The following is a 22285-nucleotide window of genomic DNA, read 5'->3' on the forward strand; positions in this document are numbered from 1 at the left end:
CCTACCTTATGCTTTAACTGCTTTGATCTGAACAAGGTTTGTATGCTGAGGGTTACCCTTAGCAAGCGGACTTGGGCGCTGTGTGGTCAATACGTTGATTGAGCCAGCGTGGTCGACTTTCTGACCATCAGGTGCATACCAAGCACCTTCACCAAGTGCGACAACACGCGGTAAAATACGTGGGGTCACTTTTGCTGGGATACGAACCTCGCCACGGTCATTGAAAATACTGACCATGTCTCCGTTTTGAATACCGCGCTCTGCAGCATCAATCGGGTTGATCCACACTTCTTGACGAGCGGCTGCTTTAATTTCAGCCACGTTGCCGTACGTTGAGTGACAGCGAGCTTTATAGTGGAAGCCCGTCAGCTGTAGTGGGTACTTGCTCGCTAGTGGGTCATTATGACCTTCGAATGAGTCTACATAGATAGGTAACGGGTGAATGACATCGCCATCTTTGAGTTCCCAAGTCGCCGCGATTTCAGCCAGTTGCTCGGAGTAAATCTCAATCTTGCCACTAGGAGTGTTGAGTGGATTCGCTTCTGGGTCGTTACGGAAATCTTCGTAAGCTATGTAGTCGCGGTTGTATTGGCGCTTGTAAATACCTAGCTCTTTCATCTCTTCGAACGTAGGGAGTGATGGGTCTTGCTTGCGCGTTTCAGCGTAAAGGTGTTCTACCCATTGCTCTTGAGTTCGACCTTCGGTAAAGGCCTGCTCTACTCCCATACGTTTAGCAATTTCACTACACATCTCATAGATGCCTTTTGCTTCGAATTGCGGCTCGATCGCTTTTTGTGCATAGATAAAGTAAGGCGCATTAGCGGCTTTACCATCCATTGCCCAGTCATCTTGCTCTGACGTTGTTAAGTCTGGCAGGATGATGTCTGCGTATTTTGCTGAAGAAGTCATGTGGTTATCGATCACTACGATCATTTCACACGCCTTGTCATCTTGCAGAATATCGTGTGTGCGGTTGATGTCTGCATGTTGGTTGATCAAGCAGTTACCCGCATAGTTCCAAATCATCTTGATTGGGTTTTTAAGACGCTCTGCGCCACGAACACCATCTGTCTTATCAGTCATCTCATGGTGACGGTAGATTGCATCCGTCCAAAGAAACATTGAGATAGAGGTTTCGATTGGGTTAGGGACAGTTGGGAAGCGCACAAATGGAATGTTGATGTCACTTTCACGTGCACCTGTTGAGCCGCCTGCAACACCGACAGAGCCTGTAAGCAGAGAAAGCATAGCGATCGCGCGACAAGCTAGCTCGCCGTTTGCGGTGCGTTGTAGTCCCCAACCTTGGTGGATAGCACAAGGTTTGTTCGTGCCCATTTCACGTGCAAGCTTAACGATGGTGTCGACTGGAATACCGGTGATTTTTGAGGCCCACTCAGGTGTCTTCACAATGCCATCTTCACCCTTACCGAGAATGTAAGATTTGTAATCGCTGTTTTTAGGCGCAGAGGCAGGAAGCGTCTTCTCATCGTAACCGACACAGTATTTATCTAGGAACGGCTGATCAACAAGCTCTTCTGTGATCATGACATAAGCCAAACCAGCAACAAGGGCAGCATCGGTAGATGGGCGAATTGGAATCCATTGATCTTCGCGACCGCCCGCAGTATCTGTGTAGCGCGGGTCAATGATGATGGTTTTCGCGTTCGACTTATTCTTACTTTCAACGTAATGGTGAATCAAGCCGCCGCCAGACATACGCGTTTCAGCTGGGTTGTTACCAAACTGAACGTTGAGCTTAGTATTGGCTAAGTCAGAGAAAGAGTTGTTGTTTGCCCAGCCACCGTAGGTGTAGCTCAAACCTTTGGCGATTTGTGCAGTCGAGTAGTCACCATAGTGGTTTAGGTATCCACCACATAAGTTCATAAGACGAGCAATCAATGTTGACGCAGGTGGCCAAGACTTAGTTACTGTGCCGCCAAGTGTGCCTGTACCATAGTTGAGGTAGATAGAATCGTTACCATACTCTTTGATAAGACGCTGCATCGTACCTGCAACTTCATCGTACGCTTCTTCCCAGGTAATGCGCTTGAACTTACCTTCACCACGCTTACCCACGCGCTTCATTGGGTATTTGAGGCGGTCGGGGTTGTAGACACGACGACGCATCGAGCGACCACGCAAACAAGCTCTTACTTGTGTGCTCTCGCCGTAAACATCGCTGCCGGTGTTGTCGGTTTCAACGTACTTGATTTCACCATCTTGCACATGCATACGCAGCGGGCAACGTGAACCACAGTTAACGGTACACGCACTCCACACAACTTTTTCGTCGACGTGTTTTGAAACAGCAGCAGCAACAGGTTTTGAAGTGAATGGTAAGCTGATACCACTGGCCAATGCAGCAGCGCTACCTACCGCCGAAGAGGCTTTGATAAACCCTCGGCGAGTAAGATTCATTACTCCAGATTCTTTTTTGTTATTCGTCATACAAAGATGCCTTTTATATTACTAATGGATAATACCTTATAGGTAGTTTGTGCTTGGTAATATCAAGGATTGGACTGGTTTTGATAAAAATCAAAATAACGTGCTATAAATTTTAATAATTGTATTTTTGACATTCATTTAATATTAAATAGTGAATGATAATTTATAATTAATCACAGTTACATTTAATGAAAATAGAAATGATTATCGATACCGCGAAGTTGTTGGGAATATTATTCCATCAAAAGAAAAGCAAGAATGAGCTAATCGAGCTTACTACCGCACTTTTTGAAGATGGGGTATTGAGTGAGGCGACTAAACAGTCCTTATTAGAGCTTGATGAAGACACATTAAGCGCTGACTTTACAGAGCTTTTTGAAGGTTTGGGTGAGATGAAAGCTCCGCCATGGGGATCTGTTTACCTCGATAGAGAAAAGGTTGTCTTTGGTGAATCAACGGTTCAATATCGCCAATTTTTATCAGATAACGAAATTGAATTAAATACGGGTATTAGAGAGCCTGAAGACCAATTTGGATTGATGCTACTAGCGTTTGCTTTTTTATTAGAAAGCAACAAAACGAAATCCGCAAAAATATTAATGGAATCCCACTTATTAGTCTGGGGAATGATTTACCTAGATTTATTAAATAAAGTTTCACACAATAAGTTTTATAGCCTGTTAGCCCTAGATGTTTCTGATTGGTTAAACAAACTTATTATCGACCTTGAGTTAGTCGTTGAAGAGAAGAAAATATATTTAAATGATTGAAACTATTGATACAAATCGCAGAGGTTTTCTTTCTCGGCTATCTAAGCCAGTAAGTCGTTTATCTGAGCAACCAGAGCAAACGCCGAGAACTGGGCCGCGACCACCTAAAGCTGTGGATGAGGCGCTTTTCTTGCGTCTCTGTGATGGTTGCGGCGAATGCCAGCGTATTTGTCCCAATAGTGTTATCGAGATGAGGGATCAAACAGCAAGGCTCAATCTGGATTACAACGAGTGTTCACTATGTGACGAGTGCACTAAGGTGTGCTCCAGTGGGGCGCTACACGCTTCTCAGATGAATAAAATCAATCTACGACCAGACTTCTCTCAGAGCTGTAACAACTACCTACAAATTGATTGTCAGCAGTGCGCTATTGGGTGTCCTCAATCAGCAATCCGTGTTGAAGAGGGGGAGCGTCCAGTGGTAGACGAAGAAAAATGCAATGGCTGCGGGCAATGCCGTAGCCATTGTTATTTAGGTGCTATTTCAATGGCTTTTTATTCATAGCGATTGTCGGCACAAACAAAGTGTTTAGTCAGTGATGGTTACTTTGTTGATCTTAATTGTGTCTAAAGGCACGTCATCATGACCTTTTTTACTGCCAGTCATGGCTTTACCTATGTTGTTCACCACGTCCATCCCTGCGGTCACTTTACCAAACACGGCATAGCCCCAGCCTTGGTTGGTTTTGGCGGTATGATCAAGGAAGTCATTGTCATCTAGGTTGATAAAGAACTGTGCTGTAGCAGAATGCGGGGCATCAGTTCGAGCAAAAGCGATGGTACCGGTTTTGTTCTTTAGGCCGCGGTTCGCTTCATTCGCGATAGGCGCATGAGTCTCTTTCTCGGTCATGTCTTCAATATGACCGCCACCTTGAATCATAAATCCATCAATCACGCGGTGGAAAATCGTTCCCTCATAGAAGCCTTCTTGGCAGTAACGCAGAAAGTTCTTTGAACTCACTGGCGCTTTTTCCATATTTAATTCAATTTCAATATCGCCGTAAGTGGTTGATAAAATGATCATTGTTATTACTCATTGGGAAAGAAAACCCTGCGATTATAGCAAGAAATAGGGCTATCGGCTCGTCGTGTTCCTTCATATACACCTTAATGACTCCTATGTTAATAGTGATCGTATTCACGAAAATTCAAAACCGGTTTTGATCATTTTATAAATGAGATTTAGGTCAAATTATCATCAGAGATTCATGTTTAGACTAATTGGTAGTTTGAATGTTAGTGGCGACTCGTATCTGTGTCGTCAATTTTTTAAATCTCATCAAAACCGGTTTTGGTGTGTTTTTAAGGTAACGGGATAGAAATGAACCAGAAGCAAGTTAAATTGGATAGCGTAGCTAAAGACCTGCAACAGATTCTCGCTGGTGTGTATTCACCAGCTCAGCTGAATGCACTGATCCCTAAGCTAGTCAAAGTAGTTGGTGCTCACGCCTCAGTGGAAAACAAAAAGCAATGGGTCGATCAGAACGACATCATGTTGATTACATATGGTGACTCTATTAAGCAGCCTGGTCAGTTTCCTCTTCAAACATTGAATGAATTTTTGAATCAACACGCACAGGAGGTTCTTTCTGCTGTGCACATTCTACCTTGTTACCCATACACATCAGACGATGGTTTCTCTGTGGTCGATTACTGGAAAATCAATCCAGAACTTGGTGACTGGAACAACGTACAGGCGTTGGCGAAAGACTACGACTTGATGTTTGATGGAGTTATCAATCACATTTCGCAATCCAGTGACTGGTTCCAAGGTTACCTAAAAGGTAATGATAAGTACCGTCACTTCTTTACCGAAGCTAATCCCGATCGAGATTACAGCTCGGTCACTCGACCTCGCGCATTACCTTTGCTGACCAAGTTTGAAACGGCGCACGGCATCAAGCATATCTGGACAACCTTTAGCGCTGACCAAATTGATCTGAACTTTCGTACCCCAGAAGTGTTCCTGAAAATCGTTGAACTGCTGCTGTTCTATGCCGAACAAGGTGCAACGTATATCCGATTAGATGCGATTGGTTTTATGTGGAAAGAGCTCGATACACCATGTATTCACCAACCGCAAACACACGCCTTGGTCCAAGCCATGCGTGCTGTGATGGACGCCGCTGCGCCGCACGTTAAGCTTATTACTGAAACCAACGTGCCGCATAAAGACAATATTAGTTACTTCGGCAACGGTAGTAATGAAGCACATCTGGTTTATCAATTCCCACTTCCGCCACTGACTTTGCATACCTTGCAAACTGGTAACAGTGAAAAAATCGTCGAGTGGATGGACAGCTTAGAGCCTTGTACCGAGAGCACTACTTTCTTCAATTTCCTTGCTTCTCATGATGGTATTGGCGTGCGTCCGGTCGAAGGCATTTTGAATAAGCAACAAGTTGATCACCTGCTGAACGTTGTGACGAGTAACGGCGGTCGTGTCTCTTATAAAGATAATGGCGATGGCACCCAAAGCCCTTATGAACTCAACATCAACTTCTTCGACGCCGTTAGAGATCCGCAGGTAAGTGATGCAATCAACTTAGATCGCTTCATGGCCGCGCAGTCGATTCTGCTTTCGCTGGCGGGTGTGCCGGGTATATACGTCCACAGCCTACTTGGCTCGGGTAACGATTTGGCTGGTCTAGAAAAGCTAGGCTATAACCGTGCCATCAACCGCGAGAAATTGGATCGCGAAACCGTTGAGGCAGAGTTGGCCCTGCCAGCGTCTCGTCGTGCTCAGGTTCTCGCTAGGTTCAAACAGCTGTTGAGTGTAAGAAAACAGCATAGCGCTTTTGCGCCAAATGCATCCCAACGAATTGTGAAAACCGGCAACCAACTTATTACGTTAGTGCGTGGAGAAGAGGTTGTGGTGGCGATCAATATTTCAAGTCAGGCGGTTGAACTCGATACCAATGCTTTGCTGCCAGGTATTCGCTGTGACTTGATTTCAGGTAGTGCTGTAACAGGTGTTACCGAACTAAAACCATATCAAGTGATGTGGTTGAGCAAGTAATTGCCATTAAAGCTGAGGGGTAGTGGATTAGCCCTCGCACCCACCATGCTCATTGAGTAGCTATAGTGGGTAAATAACTATATGAGTCCTAACATTGAAAGGATATAACGATGAAACTTAAAACTCTGACTCTTGGCCTTGCTGCCGCCGGACTGACGCTATCTTCGGTAGCGCAGGCTGCAACGGTTGAATACTGGACCATGCAAACGCAATCCGATCGTCTTCAGACGATTGAAGTGATGGCGGATGTGTTCGAAGCCCTTAACCCAGGTATTGAAGTAAAAGTGGTCGCTGTAGATGAAAACGATATGCCTAAGCAGATCGCAGCCGCAGCGGCATCGAACACTCTCCCTGACTTGATTGAGGTTGGATCTAACTTGTCTTTGGCATTTGCTGAGCAAGGCATCACCGATGCAGATGCAGCGACCGCTGTAGTCAACAGCCTTGGTAAAGATCGCATCTACAAAGGTGCGCTGAAAATGGTTGAGGACCCAGAGCAGAATAAGTTTGTTGCCGTTCCTTACAGTGGTTGGGTGCAAGGGATTTGGTACCGAGCGGATTGGTTTAAAGAAGCTGGGCTTGAGCCTCCTACGACGTGGGAAAACATCGAAAAAGCGGCTAAATACTTCAACAAACCAGAGCAAAACCAATATGGTATTTTGATTGGTACTAAAGCTGACAGTTATGCAGAGCAGGTTTACACTCAGTTTGCCTTGTCCAACGATGCAGGTCAGTTCGATAAAGAGGGCAATCTTGTCTTCAATTCGGCTAAGCAAAAAGAGGCGCTGGATTTCTACAAGCAGTTATCTGAATACACGCCACCAGGTCCACAAACCTGGCGTGCTCGTGATTACTACTTGCAGGGTAAGTTGGCGATGTTCTTCTACTCGACTTACATCATGGATGACCTAGCGTTGGCTGAGGCAGCAGCCAGTTCGCTAGGCACCAGTAACTTTGCTGACTTAAAAGGAGCTACGTTCGATCCTGATTTGGCGAAGAACACTCGCTTAGCTACCACGGTGACCCACTCTTCTCCTTCTACTTTTGGTACCTTGACTGGGTTCTCAATCATGAAGAATGACAACAAGCAAGACTTGGAAGCAACCAAGGCCTTCGTTGAATACATGAACGAGAAAGACCAAGTGGTGGCTTACTCACATATGGCGCCGGGTGGTCACTTGCCTATGCTGCGTGATATCGCAGAAACCGATGAGTTCTTAAATGATCCTAAAGGCATCTTCAACCGCTATGGTAAAGAGTCAATCAAAGAGATCATTGCGGGTTTCGACAACATCAAAGATTTCTCGATTGTTGACGGTAAAGCCTTCCCTAAATCAGGCGAAATCTTCTCCAAACAGATCATTCCTCGCATGATTTACAGTGCCGTCATCGAAGACCAAGACACGCAAAAGTCGTTGGATTGGGCTGAGAAAGAGATGCAGCAGATTATCACTAAGTAATAGTTGTAAGATGGGAGCGACGGTCACTCGCTCCCCATTTATATCGATTTGATAAGTCGTTGTTCAAATTGATATTAGAAGGATTTTCCCATGACTCCATTAGAGAGAGCGGAAGCTCGGTTCGGTTGGAAACTTGTTGCTCCAACCATAGGTATTATCGGACTTCTGATACTCTACCCAATTGTGTTTAACGTCTACTTAAGCTTTTTTGATGTCAAGCTAAATGGCGATAAGACATTTGTAGGTATGGCGAACTACATTAAGTTGCTTGCCAACCCTGATTACTATTCATCCATCGCAACCACAGGCGTATACCTTTTTGGTACTGTCGTTGGTACCACAGTCCTCGGTCTTGCTGTTGCACTGTTGATGAAAAATCCATTCAAAGGTCGCGGCTTGGTTAGCGCGGCGATTTTGATGCCTTACTTCGCCCCAGTTATTTCTGTGGTCTTTGGTTGGCAGTTCCTATTCGATCCTGTGAACGGTGTGTTCAACTGGTTGATGGTCGACGTGCTTCACCTATGGGATGCGCGTAGCAACTTGATTGGTGAGCCTGATACCGCAGTGTGGGTGGTGATCATTTTTGATGTGTGGAAGCACTTTCCGATCGCCTATCTATTGATTCTATCTAAGCTGACTTCGATTCCTAAGGATCAATATGAAGCAGCAGCGATTGACGGCTACGGGCCCGTGGGACGCTTTTTCCACGTTACGCTCCCTGAGATCTACTTCGTTCTGGCGACGGTGGTGATTTTGCGCCTGATTTGGAACCTCAACCGCTTTGAAGATGTATTCCTATTGGCGCCAAATGTAGAAACACTGCCAGTGTTTACCTACTACCAAGCTTTTACTGGGGTCATTGACCAAGGTCTGGCGGCGGCCACATCTGTCATTCAGTTCAGCGTGTTGTGTGTGCTGATTTGGTTCTACGTGAAGAAAATTCTGAAGTGGTAATAGCTATTCCTAGGTGAAAAAATGTTAGGTAAACCAACTATTAAAGGACGTATTGGATTTGCACTGGCGATCTTCTTGCTAGTCAGCTTTTGTTTGCTGCCGTTCGCGCAAATCTTATCGACGTCACTGAAACATCAATTTGACTGGGGCAACCCGTCACTGATCCCTCAAGTGATTAACTTAGAGGCTTATAAAGAGCTACTGGGTTTAACCGAGGAAAAAGCGGTTGAGATCCCTGCGGCGATTCAAAAAGTGTTGGCAAATCCAGCGCTGCCTCAGGACAAAAAAGACGCCATCATGGCGAAGTACACCAGCAACAATGATGTATTCCCGTTTGGCCGCTTTATGCTTAATAGCTTTGCTATCTCGGCTGGCGCTGCCATTGTTTCTCTGGTCTTTGCCGTGATGGGGGCTTATTCCATCTCTAGACTGCGCTTCAGTGGGCAAGTGGTAGTGCAACGCTCGGTTCTGTTTGTCTACATGGTCGGTGGGGTGCTGCTTATGGTTCCACTCTACCAGATGGCTGTAAATTTGGGATTGGCAACCAATATGTGGGGCAGCTTGTTCAGCTTGTTTGCTATCTACATAGTGCAAACTCTGCCAGTGGCGTTGTACATGCTAGGTAATTACTTCCGCACCATTCCGTTTGCGTTAGAAGAAGCGGCGATGATGGATGGTTACTCGCGCAAGGAAGCAATCTGGAAGGTGGTGTTGCCGCTGTCGCTACCAATGCTAGCTACGGTATTTATGTACTGCTTTATTATCGGCTGGAACGAGTACCTATTTGCTTCGGTGTTCCTAAAACAATTCAAAGAGTTCTATACATTGCCATTGGCACTTCAAGAGCTGTTCGTCTCTAAAAACGCGATTTGGGATCGCATTATGGCAGCGTCAATGCTGACTCTGGCTCCGGTTGTTGTGTGTTTCTTGTTTGCTATGCGTCATATGGACGGTGGTAAAACTGATGGTGGTGTGAAAGGTTAATTATTATGGCTGCTATTTCTTTAAAAAATATCGTTAAGAATTATGGTGATACTAAGGTTGTTAAGAACATCAGCCTAGATATCGAAGATGGTGAATTTGTTGTTTTAGTCGGTCCATCTGGCTGTGGTAAATCGACCACTCTGCGTATGATTGCCGGTCTTGAGCAAGCTACATCGGGTGAAATCACTATTGGTGACCGAGTGGTAAACGATGTTGAACCTCAACACCGAAACATTGCCATGGTGTTCCAGAACTACGCGCTTTACCCTCATAAAACGGTAGAGGAAAACATTGTGTTTGCCTTGCGCCGATTGAAAATGGATGAAGCGGAAATCCAGCGTCGCCTTTCTGAAGTGGCGAAGATGCTTAAGCTAGAAGAGTACCTCAAGCGAAAACCAGCTGACCTTTCTGGAGGTCAGCGTCAACGTGTGGCAATGGGGCGTGCTATTGTGCGCGATGCGGATTGTTTCTTGTTTGATGAGCCTTTATCAAACCTCGATGCTAAGCTGCGTAACCACATGCGTACGGAGATCGCTCAGATCCATAATCAGTTTGGCCGCACCAGTGTCTATGTAACCCACGACCAAGTTGAAGCAATGACGTTAGCCGATAAAGTTGTGGTGCTGCGTGATGGAATCATCGAGCAAGTGGGCTCTCCGATGGAAATCTTCCTTAACCCGGTGAATGTTTTTGTGGCGACCTTTATTGGTTCTCCATCAATGAACATCCTGAAAGGCAGGTTGTTTGCTGACTATCTAGAGCTTGGTGAATTCAAATTGCCAAGAGCGCTGCTTTCTAGTGTTCATTATTCTGATCCTGTACCGGAAGAGGGGGTAGAAGTGAAAGTCGGTATTCGTCCAGATTTCTTTAACGATAAAGACTTCTTTGCCGAGAGTGATACCACCTTCAACTTTGCTCAAATCGGTATCGAGCTCGTTGAGCCGATGGGTTTCGATAAAGAAGTACTGTTTAAGTTTGGCGATGAGGACGTGAAAGCGCGGCTCGATTTACGTTCTGAAGTTGAGCGAGGTGAGAAGATGGACTTGCTGGTTGATCTCTCCAGAGTGTTGCTCTTTGATGCGCAAACTCAAGAGCGTCTCTAAGCGGTGAAGTCCTCCAGCCAGTCTGGGGGACTTTTTTGTTTTCCTTATTGCAACGGTTATCTCGAAATTGCGTCAAGCATTTGCACTTTCAATCGTTATATCCGATCTTTGCGAGTAAAATAATGGCTTCCTCAGCAACAAAATCAGGCAGTTGCCTTGTAAGTGACTGAGAAAGTCAAACAACCAAGAGTTAAAAGCGATTATGTCGATAAAAAAATTAGCAGAGCACTTAGGGCTATCCAAATCGACGGTCTCACGCGCTCTGAATGGCTACACAGATGTCAATCCTGAAACGCGGCAGAAGGTGTTAGCGGCAGCACAAGAAATAGGTTATCGCCCCAATCCTACCGCTAAGCGTTTGGCTTCAGGTAAATCACGTAACGTCGGTATTATCCTTCCTTCTAATTCCAGAATGTTTGTTTCGCCTGCCTTCTCGAAAGTGTTGGCGGGGGCATCGGCACTATTGGCCAAACATGACTACCAACTGATTGTAACTACTATCTCTGAGTGGCAAGACGAAGCGAAAGTCTATGCGGATTTTATTGAGAGTGGCTTGATCGATGGTCTGTTTATTGTCCGAACTCGCAGTGATGATGAGCGTATTGCTATGCTCAAAGAGCGTGGCTTTCCTTACATTTGTCACGGCTTTGATGATGGGTTTGAGCCGAACTGTTTTGTTGACGTTGACAACGAACAAGCCTTTTATCAGATGACCAAGCGTCAGATTGAACAAGGGCATCAACGTATCGCTTTCCTTGACGCTCCGATTGAATTGACCTTGTCGAAATCTCGCAAGCGCGGCTATCAAAAAGCAATAGAAGAGGCGGGATTAAAGATCGACCCGCGTTTGTTGCTCAACGGTGAGTTAAACGAAGAAGCGGCGATTCGCATGGCGAAAGAGGTGCTCTCTTTAGCGGATAGACCAACGGCAATTTTATGCGCCGATGACACCATGGCTCTGGGTACTATTGCCGGATGTGAAGAGCTCGGTTATCAACCGGGTAAAGACATTGCGATTGCCGGCTACGGTGATTATGAGCACAGTCGCTACAGTAAGCCGTCCATCACCACTCTGCGCTACGACACACACGGAGTGGGAGAAGAGATGGCGAAATTGATGCTCAATAAACTGGAGAATAAAAACTTCCCCACCTGTAACTGGTATCAAGCGGAAATCGTGCCGCGCCAGTCAGATCAGTTAGTTGATTGATTAAGCAAGATTCTAAACGAAATACAAAGCCCACCTAATGGTGGGCTTTGTTCATTTTGGGCAATTAAGATAAGTTTTCGTCCTCTAACCCCGACTAGTACTAGTTAGCTGCTAAGTTTTCCGCCATAAAGTCGATAAAGGCTCTGACTTTGGCTGACATATGTTTGCGGCTGGGATAAACAAGGCACAGATCGATTTTGTGCTTAGGTAAGTCGCTAAATAATTCAACTAACCTGCCTGTCGCAATCGCCTCTCTGGTGTGCTCTTCTGGTAAGCGAGTAATACCAATCCCTTCTAAACACATGCTCATTTCCATTTCCGGGCTATTGGCGGCAAAGACACTGTCCACCTCAACTTTGATCATTTCGCCATCATTGTTGTTGTATTCCCATAAATTGGGGTTCTTTTGGTAGCTATAGGTAATGGCTTTATGTTGGTTTAGCTCGGAAGGGTGCTTTGGTGTGCCGTATTTGCGTAGATAGCTTGGCGCAGCAACCGTCACGGCTTGGGCGGTTTTAATCCTTCGGCTGATCAAACTGGAATCGGCCGCTTTATGCACAGCGCGAACGGCGATGTCGATACCTTCAGCTACGAGATCTACTCTGCGATCACTTAAATCTACTTCAAAGGTCACTTTGGGGTATTGGCTCATAAACTTAGCCAGCATTGGGCTGAGTTCCACCACACCAAAGCTGACCGGACAACTGATTCGTAGGTGGCCTTGAGGTTCACTCTGTTTGCCACCCAGTGCATTTTCAATTTCTTGAGCGCTTTCCACCAGCTGTTTGCAGCTTTCGTAATACAGCTCACCTTCGGGAGTCAGGCTCAGAGTTCGCGTTGTGCGGTGCATTAGTCGAACACCGAGGCGTTCTTCTAACTTAGACATCTCTTTACTGATATAGGAGGTCGAATGACCCGTGATTTGAGCGGCATGGGTAAAGCTTCCGCTGTCCACCACATGGACAAAAGTTACCATGCCATCTAATAGCTTTGTCTTCATCTGCTGTGTCTATTAAGAGTCATATGGAAATAATCATTACACATTTACCCTATTAATCAACTAGAGGAATCAAACTATAGTGAACTTAACGCAAAGATAAACGAGGATTTGAACATGAAAGTACTGGCATTTGGCGCAAGCAACAGCAAGAACTCAATCAATCAACAGTTGGCATTATACGCAGCAAAACAGATCAAAGGTGGAGAGGTGTCACTGATTGATATCAATGACTTTGAAATGCCTATCTTTAGTGAGGACAGAGAAAAAGAGCTCGGCTCACCGCAACAAGCGCAGCAGTTCTTTAAAGCGATTGGTGAAGCAGATGTGGTGGTTATTTCTTTTGCTGAACATAACGGCTCTTACACGGCAGCATACAAAAACCTATTCGACTGGACTTCGCGTATTGATATGAAAGTGTTCCAGAATAAATCGGTCATTATGCTGGCGACGTCTCCGGGTCCTGGTGGAGCGAGCAGTGTACTAGGCGCGGCTCAAGGTTCTGCACCCTACTTTGCCGCTGACGTGAAAGGCGCTTTGTCGCTAGCTAGCTTCTACGACAACTTTGACTTAGAAAAAGGGGTCGTGACGGATGAAATGTTTAACCAGCAGTTACTCGACATCGTTGAAACCCTATAGTTAATCTGCTTGGAACTGGTCATGTCTCAACCTCTGCTCACCAAACCCGTCAAGTCGGCATTACTTTCAATGGCTGCGCCTGCAGCCTTTGGCATGTTAATGACGTTTCTTTTCCAACTGGTCGACAGTTACTTTGTCGGCCAGTTAGGAACCCAACCTCTGGCGGCTATGAGTTTTGCCTATCCGGTTTATATTCTTGTTGTCAGCCTGTTTATGGGCATTGCTTCAGGCGTCTCTGCAACTGTGGGGAAAGCGCTCGGTGAAGATAATCAGCGTAAAGCTCAGTCGCTGACGACTTTCTCCGTCCTCTTGTTTAGTGGCGTAACATGTCTACTTGGTCTTGCGGGTTATGCGCTAATGCCTAGTACGTTTGCTTTGTTGGGGGCGAATGCAACCACCATTGAACTGATTGGCCAATATATGGGGCCGCTTTATCTAGGCATGTTTTTGCTAGTCGGTGGGCTTATCGCTAATTCAGCCTTGATGGCAAAAGGCATTATGATTCAGACTACATTGGTGATGGCATTAGGTGGCATCACCAATGTGTTGTTCGACTATTTGCTTATTTTTGGTAAAGGGCCTTTCCCTGAACTTGGTTTGATGGGGGCGGCGCTGGCAACCTTGATCTCATGGCTGGTGATCTTAGTGCTGATGCTCGCGTTATTACACAAGCACGCTTTGCTCTCACTGCGTTCCATGTTCAATATCAGTGCCCAAGCAAAAGAGATCCTGACCATATCAACGCCTGCAATTGCGGCTCAGATCTTAAATCCTGTTGCTATCGCGGTGATAACCAGTTTGGTAGCACAATATGGTGACAGCGCGATCGCCGCTTACGGCATTGCGACTCGAATCGAATCTTTATTGTTGACCGGAATACTTGCCCTTAGCGTGATTCTGACGCCATTTGTTGCACAAAATTATGGCGCTCAAGAAAAGCAAAGGTTGGCTCAAGTGATCGCTTACTCCGGCAGAATGACCGTCTACTGGGCGATTTTAGTGTTCGCGATACTGGTTTTATCCATCGATTCGATAATGGCTTTGTTTACTACCGACAATGACACCATTGCCCATGGCCGTTGGTACTTAATTTGGGTTGGTATCTCTTTTCCGGCTTACGGTTTGGTGCTCATCACCAGTGCATTCCTTAATGGTGTTCAGCAAGCTAAGGTATCGCTCAAACTGACTTTGGTGAAATCACTTGGGTTGACGATTCCTCTCGCTTTTCTCGGTGCCCAGTTTGGTAGTGAGTACATCTGGCTGGCAATTAGCTTGGCGAATATTCTCGGAGCGCTGTACGCGAGACGTCTACTCTACCAATGGCTTGAACACCATCAATCGACTTTGAGTAGTCACACGCCAATGCTCGACTATTGGCACGATGTGAAAAGCTTGTTTCGTCTGACGTAACCTACTGACACGCGTTGGATTTTGGGGCGTGGAGCACCATCATCTTGGCTCTAGCTCGCCTATCATTAAGGTGCCCCAGACAACCTACTTGGGGCATGTAGACAACGCAAAACTTTTAGCTCATTACCCCTTAAGCCCCAGTGCCAAACCGAATAACAAAAGCCCCGCTCCACACAGTTGATTAAGTCGATGCTTGGCTTTACTCAGTATGGTTTGCAGCTTGTTAGAGGAGAAGAGTAGTGCGACTAGTACAAACCACAGGCCGTGTAGAAGCATCATATAGCCACCATAAATAAGGGCATTGTTGTTACTTGATGCGTCATTGGTCATTACCTGACTGAAAATACTTAAGAAAAACAGCATGGTTTTAGGATTAAGCACATTACAAAGAAAGCCTTCACCTAGATAGCGCCAAGCAGACTTGGTCGCACTCGGCTCGATTGCATTAGCTGGCGCTGAGGAGCGCGCGAAAAGCCCCCTTAATCCTAAGTAAATTAAGTATCCTGCACCTAGGTATCGAACCAGATTAAACAACCATTCATTTTGTGAGATTAGGTAACTAATGCCGAGCATCGAGTAAGCAATATGAACACCGATGGCAAAACTGATCCCCAGTGCACTCATGACTCCCGCTCTACGGCCATGATTAAGACTGTTTCTAAGTACCAGAACAAAATCAGCTCCTGGACTAATCACGATTAAAATGCCCAATAGCGCTAAACTTACTAACTCCATATTTATTCCCAGTTTGATTGGATTACGGCTGGCATTGTAGGTAAATCTGGTTGTGCCTATAATCGAAATGAATTCTATTTTTATGTGAGAAAAGTTCACTAATGAGGCATCTTAAATCTTTTCATGTTTTTCATGTTGCAGCGCAGTGCTCAAATTACAGTGAGGCTGCAGAGCAACTGAACATCACGCACGGTGCAGTAAGCAAGCAGATCAAAGTGCTGGAAAACTATCTCGACCAGACCTTGTTTGTGAAGCAAGGAAGAAATGTCCGCTTGAGTCAGCAAGGTGAGTTGCTGAAAACCTATACAGAGCAGGCTTTTCAAGCGCTTGAGACGGGGGTAGCTAAGTTAGAAACACACAATCAAAACGTACTAGAAGTCTCTTGTGAGCCGACACTAACCATGCGTTGGTTAATGCCTAGGTTATCTACGTTTAACGATGACTTCGCTACGGATGTGCGCTTATCAACCGCAGGCGGAGCAATCAATCTGGAGCGATCTGGATTATCCATGGCGATACGACGAGATGACTTTGCTATTCCCCATGACTATCAGCAAACTCCTTTAATTGAAGAGTGGGTTGGACCTGTGATGTCACCAGAGTACTGGCAACAAGTAGAGCAGGATTTAACTACCATGAAACTGCTTCATAGCCATACACGTCCATTGGCTTGGGAAAATTGGTGTAATGAGCTAAACAAACCGGAGCTGCTAGCCAATGAGCAACAGACTTTTGCTCATTTTTATTTCTCACTTCAAGCCAGTGTTGATGGGTTAGGGGCAACGATAGGCTCTTACCCCTTGGTTGCTGATGATTTGCAACGTGGTAACCTCATCGCACCTTTTGGTTTTGTACCATCGGGGCATAGCTACACCTTACTCAGCAAAAATCAGCCAGCCACAAAACTAGAAGATCAGTTTCGTTTGTGGCTACTGGAATCCTTTAAAGATTGTGAACCCGAGATCGCTCAACAGCTTATAAATATCTGACGTTGACTGAACAAACTAACTACTTAATTGATCGCAGTGCTAGCCCTGCGCGTTAGCTTAAAGCCGATATCTGTTACGGCTTCAACTCGGTCGCCTTTGATCTGGTGGAGCAGTTTTTCCGCCGCTTTGGTTCCCATTCGCTCGTAATCGACTTCTGCACAAGTTAGGCTCGGGTAGGCATGCTCTGCCATTGAAGAACCCTCTAAACAGATGATCGCAATGTCGGTTGGAACCTTGAGCACTCTGCGGTGACATTCAAATAAAGCGCCGATGGCAATCTCTTCATGGCTACATACCAACGCATTGAGAGTGGAGTCGCGCAGCAATAGCTTAGCCAAACCTTCAGCTCCGAGTTGTGAAGAAGGGGCCTCGTGCGTGGTTAGAAAGTGATCCGGTGTTAGATAGTTTTCTATCATCGCGCTTTGCCAGCCATGGAGTTTGCGCTGGAGGGTTGAATGCTCACCACGTGCACCAATAAAGCCAACATTATTAAAGCCTTGCTCGATAATATGTTTGGTACAGGATTTCCCGATGTCGAAATGATCGACACCAATATTCAAGTATTGGGCGGTAGAGGTTAGCTCGGCTATCTCAAGTACTGGCGTATTTGCTGCTTCTAACAACTGGTGGGTGCGTTTGCTGTGTTCTCCACCAAAAAGTACCACCCCCGCAGGGCGACTTTCGAGAAAAGTTGAAAGCAGTTTTTCTTCTTGATCTACCGAGTAGTCGCTGTAGCCGAGAATCAGTTGGTAGCCCGCTTTGTTTAGGGTTTGCTGGAAGCTAGGTAGAAACAAGGCACAAGATTTTTCGATCAATGAAGGCAGGATCAAAGCAATCGAATAGCTTTCAGCTGAGGCTAATGCGCCCGCCGCTTTATTGGGAATATAACCTAGCTCATCAACGACTTGTTGAATCTTTTCTCGCAATTTATCAGACACCAAGTTTGGTGTTCTTAATGCTCGCGAAACGGTCATCGAACCCACACCGGCCTTTTTGGCTACATCGGCAAGCGTGACTTTTCCAGTGCTTCTGCGTTTTCGCGGTTCGCTCATTTTTTATTTTCGTTTTTTAATTTATTAATTCGCCGCGACATCTTATCACAGCCCTTGGGTTGAAATGATATTAGCGCATTAGATGGTGATCACAAGCATATGAAACCGCATTAAGAACAATAAATGGTAGCGCTATCACAGTTTATGATAGCGCTACCAGATAGCGATATCATTTGTGATCATTGTCCGGTTTTTCCACAAGGATCATCGCTAGAGTAGCGCCATCAAAACAACAAATCGGAAAGATCCAATGCTAAGTGAACTGATTACCTCTGATGTGATTCGAGTCCATGCTGAAGCCAGCGACTGGAAAGACGCTGTTCAAAAATCGTGTCAGGCATTGCTTGATAATGGCGCTGTTGAGCCAAGCTACGTAGAGGCGATTTTTCGCTCGCATCAAGAGCTCGGTCCTTACTATGTCGTTGGCCCTGGTATGGCGATGCCGCATGCAAGACCAGAAGATGGCGTTAATCGTTTATCACTTGCGATCACTGTGATTCAAAACGGCGTTAACTTTGACTCTGAAGGTAATGACCCTGTGAAGATGTTAGTGACGCTAGCGGCAACGGATAGCGATAGCCATGTCGGTGCTATTTCAAAACTGGCTGAGCTGTTTATGAATGAAGAGCATGTAGAGCAAATCTGCAACGCTCAATCTGTCGATGACGTTTTAGCCGTCATCAAGAATTACTAAAACATAACTCCTGACTATCACCCCTATAGATATCAAGAATAAAAAGGTACTGAATTATGAAAATTATGGTTGTTTGTGGACACGGTCTTGGCACGAGCCTAATGATGGAAATGAGCATCAAGGGCATCGTCAAAGAGCTTGAGATTAATGCAGCGGTTGATCACATTGATTTAGGCAGTGCAAAAGGCACAGATTGTGACATCTTTATTGGTACGAACGATATTACTGACCAACTGAAAGCACTCGATGTTGAACCGAAGATCGTCAGCTTAGATAACATGGTTGATAAAGTAGCAATGAAAGAGCGTTTATCTGCGGCTTTACAAGAACTTGGCGCACTATAGGGGGCCAATATGGAATTCTTTAGTTTCTTAATGAACGATGTCCTATCAGAACCTGCTGTTCTGGTTGGTCTTATCGCTCTTATCGGCCTAATTGCTCAGAAAAAGCCGGTGACTGAATGCATTAAAGGCACAGTAAAAACCATTCTCGGTTTTATCATCTTGGGCGCTGGTGCTGGCTTAGTTGTTACCTCTCTAGGTGACTTTGCGACTATCTTCCAGCAAGCGTTTGGCATTACAGGTGTGGTACCAAACAACGAAGCGATTGTGTCAATTGCTCAAGAAGCATTTGGTAAAGAAATGGCGATGATCATGTTCTTTGCGATGCTGGTGAACATTCTGATTGCTCGTTTAACGCCATGGAAATTTATCTTCCTGACAGGTCACCACACGTTATTTATGTCGATGATGGTGGCGGCGATCCTCTCTTCAAGCGGAATGAGTGGTGTACCTCTTATTGCATTAGGTTCTTTGGTTGTTGGCTCAGTGATGGTGTTTTTCCCAGCTATCGCGCACCGTTACATGAAGCAAGTGACAGGTTCTGATGATGTGGCTATTGGTCACTTCTCGACGCTCTCCTACGTGCTAGCGGGCTTCATTGGCAGCAAGTTTGGTAATAAAGAGCACTCGACAGAAGAGATGAACGTACCAAAGAGCTTGTTGTTCTTACGTGATACGCCAGTCGCAATCTCTTTCACTATGGGCATTATCTTTATGGTGACCTGTATCTTCGCTGGCGGAGACTTTGTTCGCGAAGTAAGTGGTGGCAAGCACTGGTTTATGTTTGCCCTGATGCAGTCGATTACCTTTGCTGGGGGTGTTTACGTTATCCTGCAAGGTGTTCGTATGGTTATCGCTGAAATCGTTCCTGCATTTAAAGGTATTTCAGACAAGCTTGTGCCAAATGCTAAACCGGCGCTCGATTGTCCTGTGGTATTCCCATACGCGCCAAATGCTGTACTGGTTGGTTTCTTATCCAGTTTTGCTGCCGGCTTGCTAGGTATGTTCTTACTTTACGTGATGGGCTTAACTGTGATTATCCCAGGTGTGGTACCGCACTTCTTCGTCGGTGCAGCAGCGGGTGTATTTGGTAACGCAACAGGTGGTCGCCGTGGTGCAATCTTAGGTGCTTTTGCTCAAGGTCTACTGATTACCTTCCTACCAGTATTCCTAATGCCAGTATTGGGCGACCTAGGTTTTGCTAACACAACATTCAGCGACGCAGACTTCGGTGCCGTCGGTATCCTACTTGGTTTGATTGTTCGCTAATATCAATCACTAGATACGTAAAAGCCTCCAACTGGAGGCTTTTTTGTTATTGGTGACGGATTACTGTTTCTCAGTCAGTCGCACAATTGTCGGCAATGTGTCATGAAAGGCGCCTTGTGCTCCCATAAAACCAAAAGTATAGGGGGCAACCTTGAGTCCATCTCTCGCCGCGATATCTTGGCTTTCTCTGAGTAGAGTGAACATCCAGTCTTCGAGCTTACGGTTTATCTCTAAAAATTCTTGGTGAGTCAGCTCTGCTTTCAGGCTGACCAGAAAAGCCTGATCATCTTCTACGGGAATATTGATGACGCGTTTTTGCAAGCCACTTAAAACTCTGGTGGTAAAAAATTCAGGGTATCTGGCACCTTGCTCAAATGCAGTATGACCGGGAACCAAGAGCTTACATTGGTTGTTAATACCCAGAGAGATTAAGTCCGCCTTTTCGAGCATGCGTAGATACAAATGCACGGATGCTTGATCCAATTGATACCTCTGCGCGATGTCGTCTACGGTTTTGTGTTCAGCGAGTTCACTCCAAAAAGTAAACAGGGGAGGGCATTGGTAAAAAGCCGTGTCTTGCTCTGTGGTGAATAGAGGAAGCGTATCAAGGTTTTGCTCGGCTAATTTGAGCAGCTGAGACAATGGAAGCTCAATAATTTGACTAATATGAATCAGTCGTTGCATCGACATGGGTTGAGCATTATTAAGTAATCGTTTAACGCTCACGATTGAGAGATCGAGTTGCTCGGCAAGATCTTGATAAGAAACTCCCACCTTTTTTAATTCTCGTTTAATTAGTCGGCAGATTTCTACTGCCAGATTTTGGTCCATTCTATTTCCGAACGCATGTGACGATACATTGAGTATCATATTAATGACCTAAAATAGATATGTTTGTATTTTAGAATCGCTATGGGATTCTTCTCTCATTCTAACTAGTGAGTGAGATACACAATGACCCAATCAGCCCTCATATATCGATTCGCATCTCAGCAAGCTTTGCATTGGTCGATTACGGGATTGATCGTTCCGGTTCTGATTCTGCTTTTCCAAACCCGCGGCTTAAATCTCACCGAAATCGGTATCGTGATGGCACTGTGGATTGGTACAACGGCCCTGCTTGAGGTGCCACTAGGTAGCTTTGCTGATCAGTTTGGTCGAGTGAGAACTTACCGGTTGTCCCTATTGATGACCATACTAGGTGCAGCGCTAATGTTGCAGGCGTCGAGTTTGATTTTAGTCATGGTCAGTGCCGTATTACTTGGCGCGGCTCGTGCCATCTATTCGGGGACGTTAGACGCTTGGTTTTATGATCAATTTCAGTCTACTAAAGGAGAGTCTAGCTATCACTCAGCACTTGCTAAGATCAACATTATGGTGACTTTTGGCTTAGCACTTGGCTCTCTGATGGGAGGCTGGTTACCTGACTCTGACCTAGTACATTTTTCTTGGATGCAATCTATCTATGATATCAACTTACTGGTGATCATCACCGCAAGTATCGCCTTACTCATTGTGACTCAATGGTTAGTACCAATCGAGCTGTCTAAGACAGAAGGCAAGTCTGAAGTTAGACCTTCCAATTTGTTAACCAAAGGGCGTCAAGCATTGAAATTATCTTGGCATCACAGTGTTCTAAAACCAGTGATGCAAACAACACTCGTGTTAGGCATGGTATTAAGCTGTGTAGAGAATTTGTGGCAGCCTTACCTTTCAGAGCTGCTGAGTGAGCGCGACTCTGGAACTCAGGTATTTGGCCTTATCTCAGCACTTTATTTTCTTATGGCTGCTCTCTCTTCTTGGCTTTCTGTCAAAGTGCTGAGTTGGTTTTCAGGGTCACACCGAATGTTGCTTTTGGTTAGTCGCGTCGCTTCTGGTGGCGCGCTGTTTGGTCTAGCGTTGACCACTCAGCCAGAGAGCTTTGCCATCGTCTATCTGCTGTTTTTCTTTTTGTTTACCCTTGGTGAGAACTCGCAAAGCGTTTTGCTGCAAGACAACACGCCGAGTCATATGCGTTCGACTATGTTGTCGATAAGTTCGCTAATAGTGACGGTCGGTGGGATGGGGGCATCGTTAGGTTTCGGTTACTTAGCCGATCATTTTGGAATCGGGGTCAGCTGGAGTATCGCAGCGATACTATTGATGGCTTCATCTATGTTGTTTGCTTTGATCCCTGCAGAGAGCGCAAAGCGGAGCCATTCACTAACTTAG

21 protein-coding genes are annotated in these 22285 nt (G+C 45.6%); 15 read left to right on the forward strand and 6 right to left on the reverse strand.

The window, feature by feature from the left end:
* Positions 1-6: 6 nt before the first annotated feature.
* Positions 7-2448, reverse strand: a complete 2442-nt coding sequence (locus LYZ37_RS16035) for a DmsA/YnfE/YnfF family dimethyl sulfoxide reductase (protein ID WP_272787899.1) — start codon at positions 2446-2448, stop codon at positions 7-9.
* Positions 2449-2648: 200 nt separating this feature from the next.
* On the opposite strand from LYZ37_RS16035, the gene LYZ37_RS16040 reads away from it, so the two are divergent.
* Positions 2649-3218, forward strand: a complete 570-nt coding sequence (locus LYZ37_RS16040) for a molecular chaperone TorD family protein (protein WP_272787900.1) — start codon at positions 2649-2651, stop codon at positions 3216-3218.
* Positions 3211-3723 carry a ferredoxin-type protein NapF gene (gene napF, locus LYZ37_RS16045; protein WP_272787901.1) on the forward strand — a complete coding sequence of 171 codons (513 nt, stop codon included), beginning with the start codon at positions 3211-3213 and terminating at the stop codon, positions 3721-3723. Before LYZ37_RS16040 ends, napF begins: the two co-directional genes overlap by 8 nt.
* A 24-nt stretch (positions 3724-3747) precedes the next feature.
* Here the strand turns inward: napF and LYZ37_RS16050 are convergent, their stop codons facing one another.
* Entirely contained in the window at positions 3748-4242 is a 495-nt protein-coding gene (locus LYZ37_RS16050; RefSeq protein ID WP_272787902.1) for a peptidylprolyl isomerase, read from the reverse strand.
* 297 nt (positions 4243-4539) lie between these two features.
* Here LYZ37_RS16050 and LYZ37_RS16055 point away from each other — a divergent pair, with 297 nt between their 5' ends.
* The 6 genes from LYZ37_RS16055 to LYZ37_RS16080 all read left to right on the forward strand — a co-directional run bounded on the left by LYZ37_RS16055 (position 4540) and on the right by LYZ37_RS16080 (position 11948).
* The gene (locus LYZ37_RS16055) at positions 4540-6237 is read left to right on the forward strand and encodes a sugar phosphorylase (RefSeq protein WP_272787903.1); all 1698 of its coding nucleotides are present in this window, start codon (positions 4540-4542) and stop codon (positions 6235-6237) included.
* A gap of 110 nt (positions 6238-6347) precedes the next feature.
* Complete coding sequence (locus LYZ37_RS16060) at positions 6348-7697, forward strand: ABC transporter substrate-binding protein (protein WP_272787904.1); 1350 nt, start codon at positions 6348-6350, stop codon at positions 7695-7697.
* A gap of 90 nt (positions 7698-7787) precedes the next feature.
* Positions 7788-8651: a carbohydrate ABC transporter permease gene (locus LYZ37_RS16065; RefSeq protein ID WP_008073992.1), complete on the forward strand. Its 864-nt coding sequence runs from the start codon at positions 7788-7790 to the stop codon at positions 8649-8651.
* A gap of 21 nt (positions 8652-8672) precedes the next feature.
* The gene (locus LYZ37_RS16070) at positions 8673-9635 is read left to right on the forward strand and encodes a carbohydrate ABC transporter permease (protein ID WP_272787905.1); all 963 of its coding nucleotides are present in this window, start codon (positions 8673-8675) and stop codon (positions 9633-9635) included.
* Positions 9636-9640: 5 nt separating this feature from the next.
* On the forward strand, positions 9641-10738 hold the full coding sequence (locus tag LYZ37_RS16075; RefSeq protein ID WP_272787906.1) for an ABC transporter ATP-binding protein: 1098 nt from the start codon (positions 9641-9643) through the stop codon (positions 10736-10738).
* A 202-nt stretch (positions 10739-10940) separates the two neighbouring features.
* Complete coding sequence (locus tag LYZ37_RS16080; RefSeq protein WP_272787907.1) at positions 10941-11948, forward strand: LacI family DNA-binding transcriptional regulator; 1008 nt, start codon at positions 10941-10943, stop codon at positions 11946-11948.
* Positions 11949-12048: 100 nt separating this feature from the next.
* Here LYZ37_RS16080 and LYZ37_RS16085 read toward each other — a convergent pair whose 3' ends face one another.
* The gene (locus tag LYZ37_RS16085) at positions 12049-12948 is read right to left on the reverse strand and encodes a LysR family transcriptional regulator (RefSeq protein WP_272787908.1); all 900 of its coding nucleotides are present in this window, start codon (positions 12946-12948) and stop codon (positions 12049-12051) included.
* 114 nt (positions 12949-13062) lie between these two features.
* Between LYZ37_RS16085 and LYZ37_RS16090 the strand changes: the two genes are divergently transcribed.
* Positions 13063-13584, forward strand: a complete 522-nt coding sequence (locus tag LYZ37_RS16090) for an NADPH-dependent FMN reductase (protein WP_272787909.1) — start codon at positions 13063-13065, stop codon at positions 13582-13584.
* A 21-nt stretch (positions 13585-13605) separates the two neighbouring features.
* On the forward strand, positions 13606-14994 hold the full coding sequence (locus LYZ37_RS16095; protein ID WP_272787910.1) for an MATE family efflux transporter: 1389 nt from the start codon (positions 13606-13608) through the stop codon (positions 14992-14994).
* A gap of 123 nt (positions 14995-15117) precedes the next feature.
* Here LYZ37_RS16095 and LYZ37_RS16100 read toward each other — a convergent pair whose 3' ends face one another.
* Positions 15118-15729 (reverse strand): LysE family translocator, encoded by a 612-nt coding sequence (locus LYZ37_RS16100; protein ID WP_272787911.1) that lies wholly within the window; start codon positions 15727-15729, stop codon positions 15118-15120.
* 101 nt (positions 15730-15830) lie between these two features.
* On the opposite strand from LYZ37_RS16100, the gene LYZ37_RS16105 reads away from it, so the two are divergent.
* A complete protein-coding gene (locus tag LYZ37_RS16105) occupies positions 15831-16718 on the forward strand; it encodes a LysR family transcriptional regulator (RefSeq protein WP_272787912.1) in 888 nt (295 codons plus the stop codon).
* Positions 16719-16741: 23 nt separating this feature from the next.
* On the opposite strand, the gene LYZ37_RS16110 is transcribed toward LYZ37_RS16105, so the two are convergent.
* A complete protein-coding gene (locus tag LYZ37_RS16110; protein ID WP_272787913.1) occupies positions 16742-17770 on the reverse strand; it encodes a LacI family DNA-binding transcriptional regulator in 1029 nt (342 codons plus the stop codon).
* A gap of 250 nt (positions 17771-18020) precedes the next feature.
* Between LYZ37_RS16110 and LYZ37_RS16115 the strand changes: the two genes are divergently transcribed.
* Genes LYZ37_RS16115 through LYZ37_RS16125 form a run of 3 tightly spaced genes read left to right on the forward strand, consistent with a single transcriptional unit; the run spans position 18021 to position 20074 of the window.
* Positions 18021-18464, forward strand: a complete 444-nt coding sequence (locus tag LYZ37_RS16115) for a PTS sugar transporter subunit IIA (protein WP_004744111.1) — start codon at positions 18021-18023, stop codon at positions 18462-18464.
* 56 nt (positions 18465-18520) lie between these two features.
* The gene (locus tag LYZ37_RS16120) at positions 18521-18808 is read left to right on the forward strand and encodes a PTS sugar transporter subunit IIB (protein WP_004744110.1); all 288 of its coding nucleotides are present in this window, start codon (positions 18521-18523) and stop codon (positions 18806-18808) included.
* Between the two features lie 9 nt (positions 18809-18817).
* A complete protein-coding gene (locus tag LYZ37_RS16125) occupies positions 18818-20074 on the forward strand; it encodes a PTS ascorbate transporter subunit IIC (RefSeq protein ID WP_004744109.1) in 1257 nt (418 codons plus the stop codon).
* A gap of 60 nt (positions 20075-20134) precedes the next feature.
* Here LYZ37_RS16125 and LYZ37_RS16130 read toward each other — a convergent pair whose 3' ends face one another.
* Positions 20135-20905 (reverse strand): helix-turn-helix domain-containing protein, encoded by a 771-nt coding sequence (locus tag LYZ37_RS16130; protein ID WP_272787914.1) that lies wholly within the window; start codon positions 20903-20905, stop codon positions 20135-20137.
* A 123-nt stretch (positions 20906-21028) separates the two neighbouring features.
* Here LYZ37_RS16130 and LYZ37_RS16135 point away from each other — a divergent pair, with 123 nt between their 5' ends.
* Positions 21029-22285, forward strand: coding sequence for an MFS transporter (locus tag LYZ37_RS16135; RefSeq protein ID WP_272787915.1), 1257 nt, complete (start codon positions 21029-21031; stop codon positions 22283-22285).

The organism is Vibrio tubiashii (assembly GCF_028551255.1).
Lineage (GTDB): Bacteria > Pseudomonadota > Gammaproteobacteria > Enterobacterales > Vibrionaceae > Vibrio > Vibrio tubiashii_B.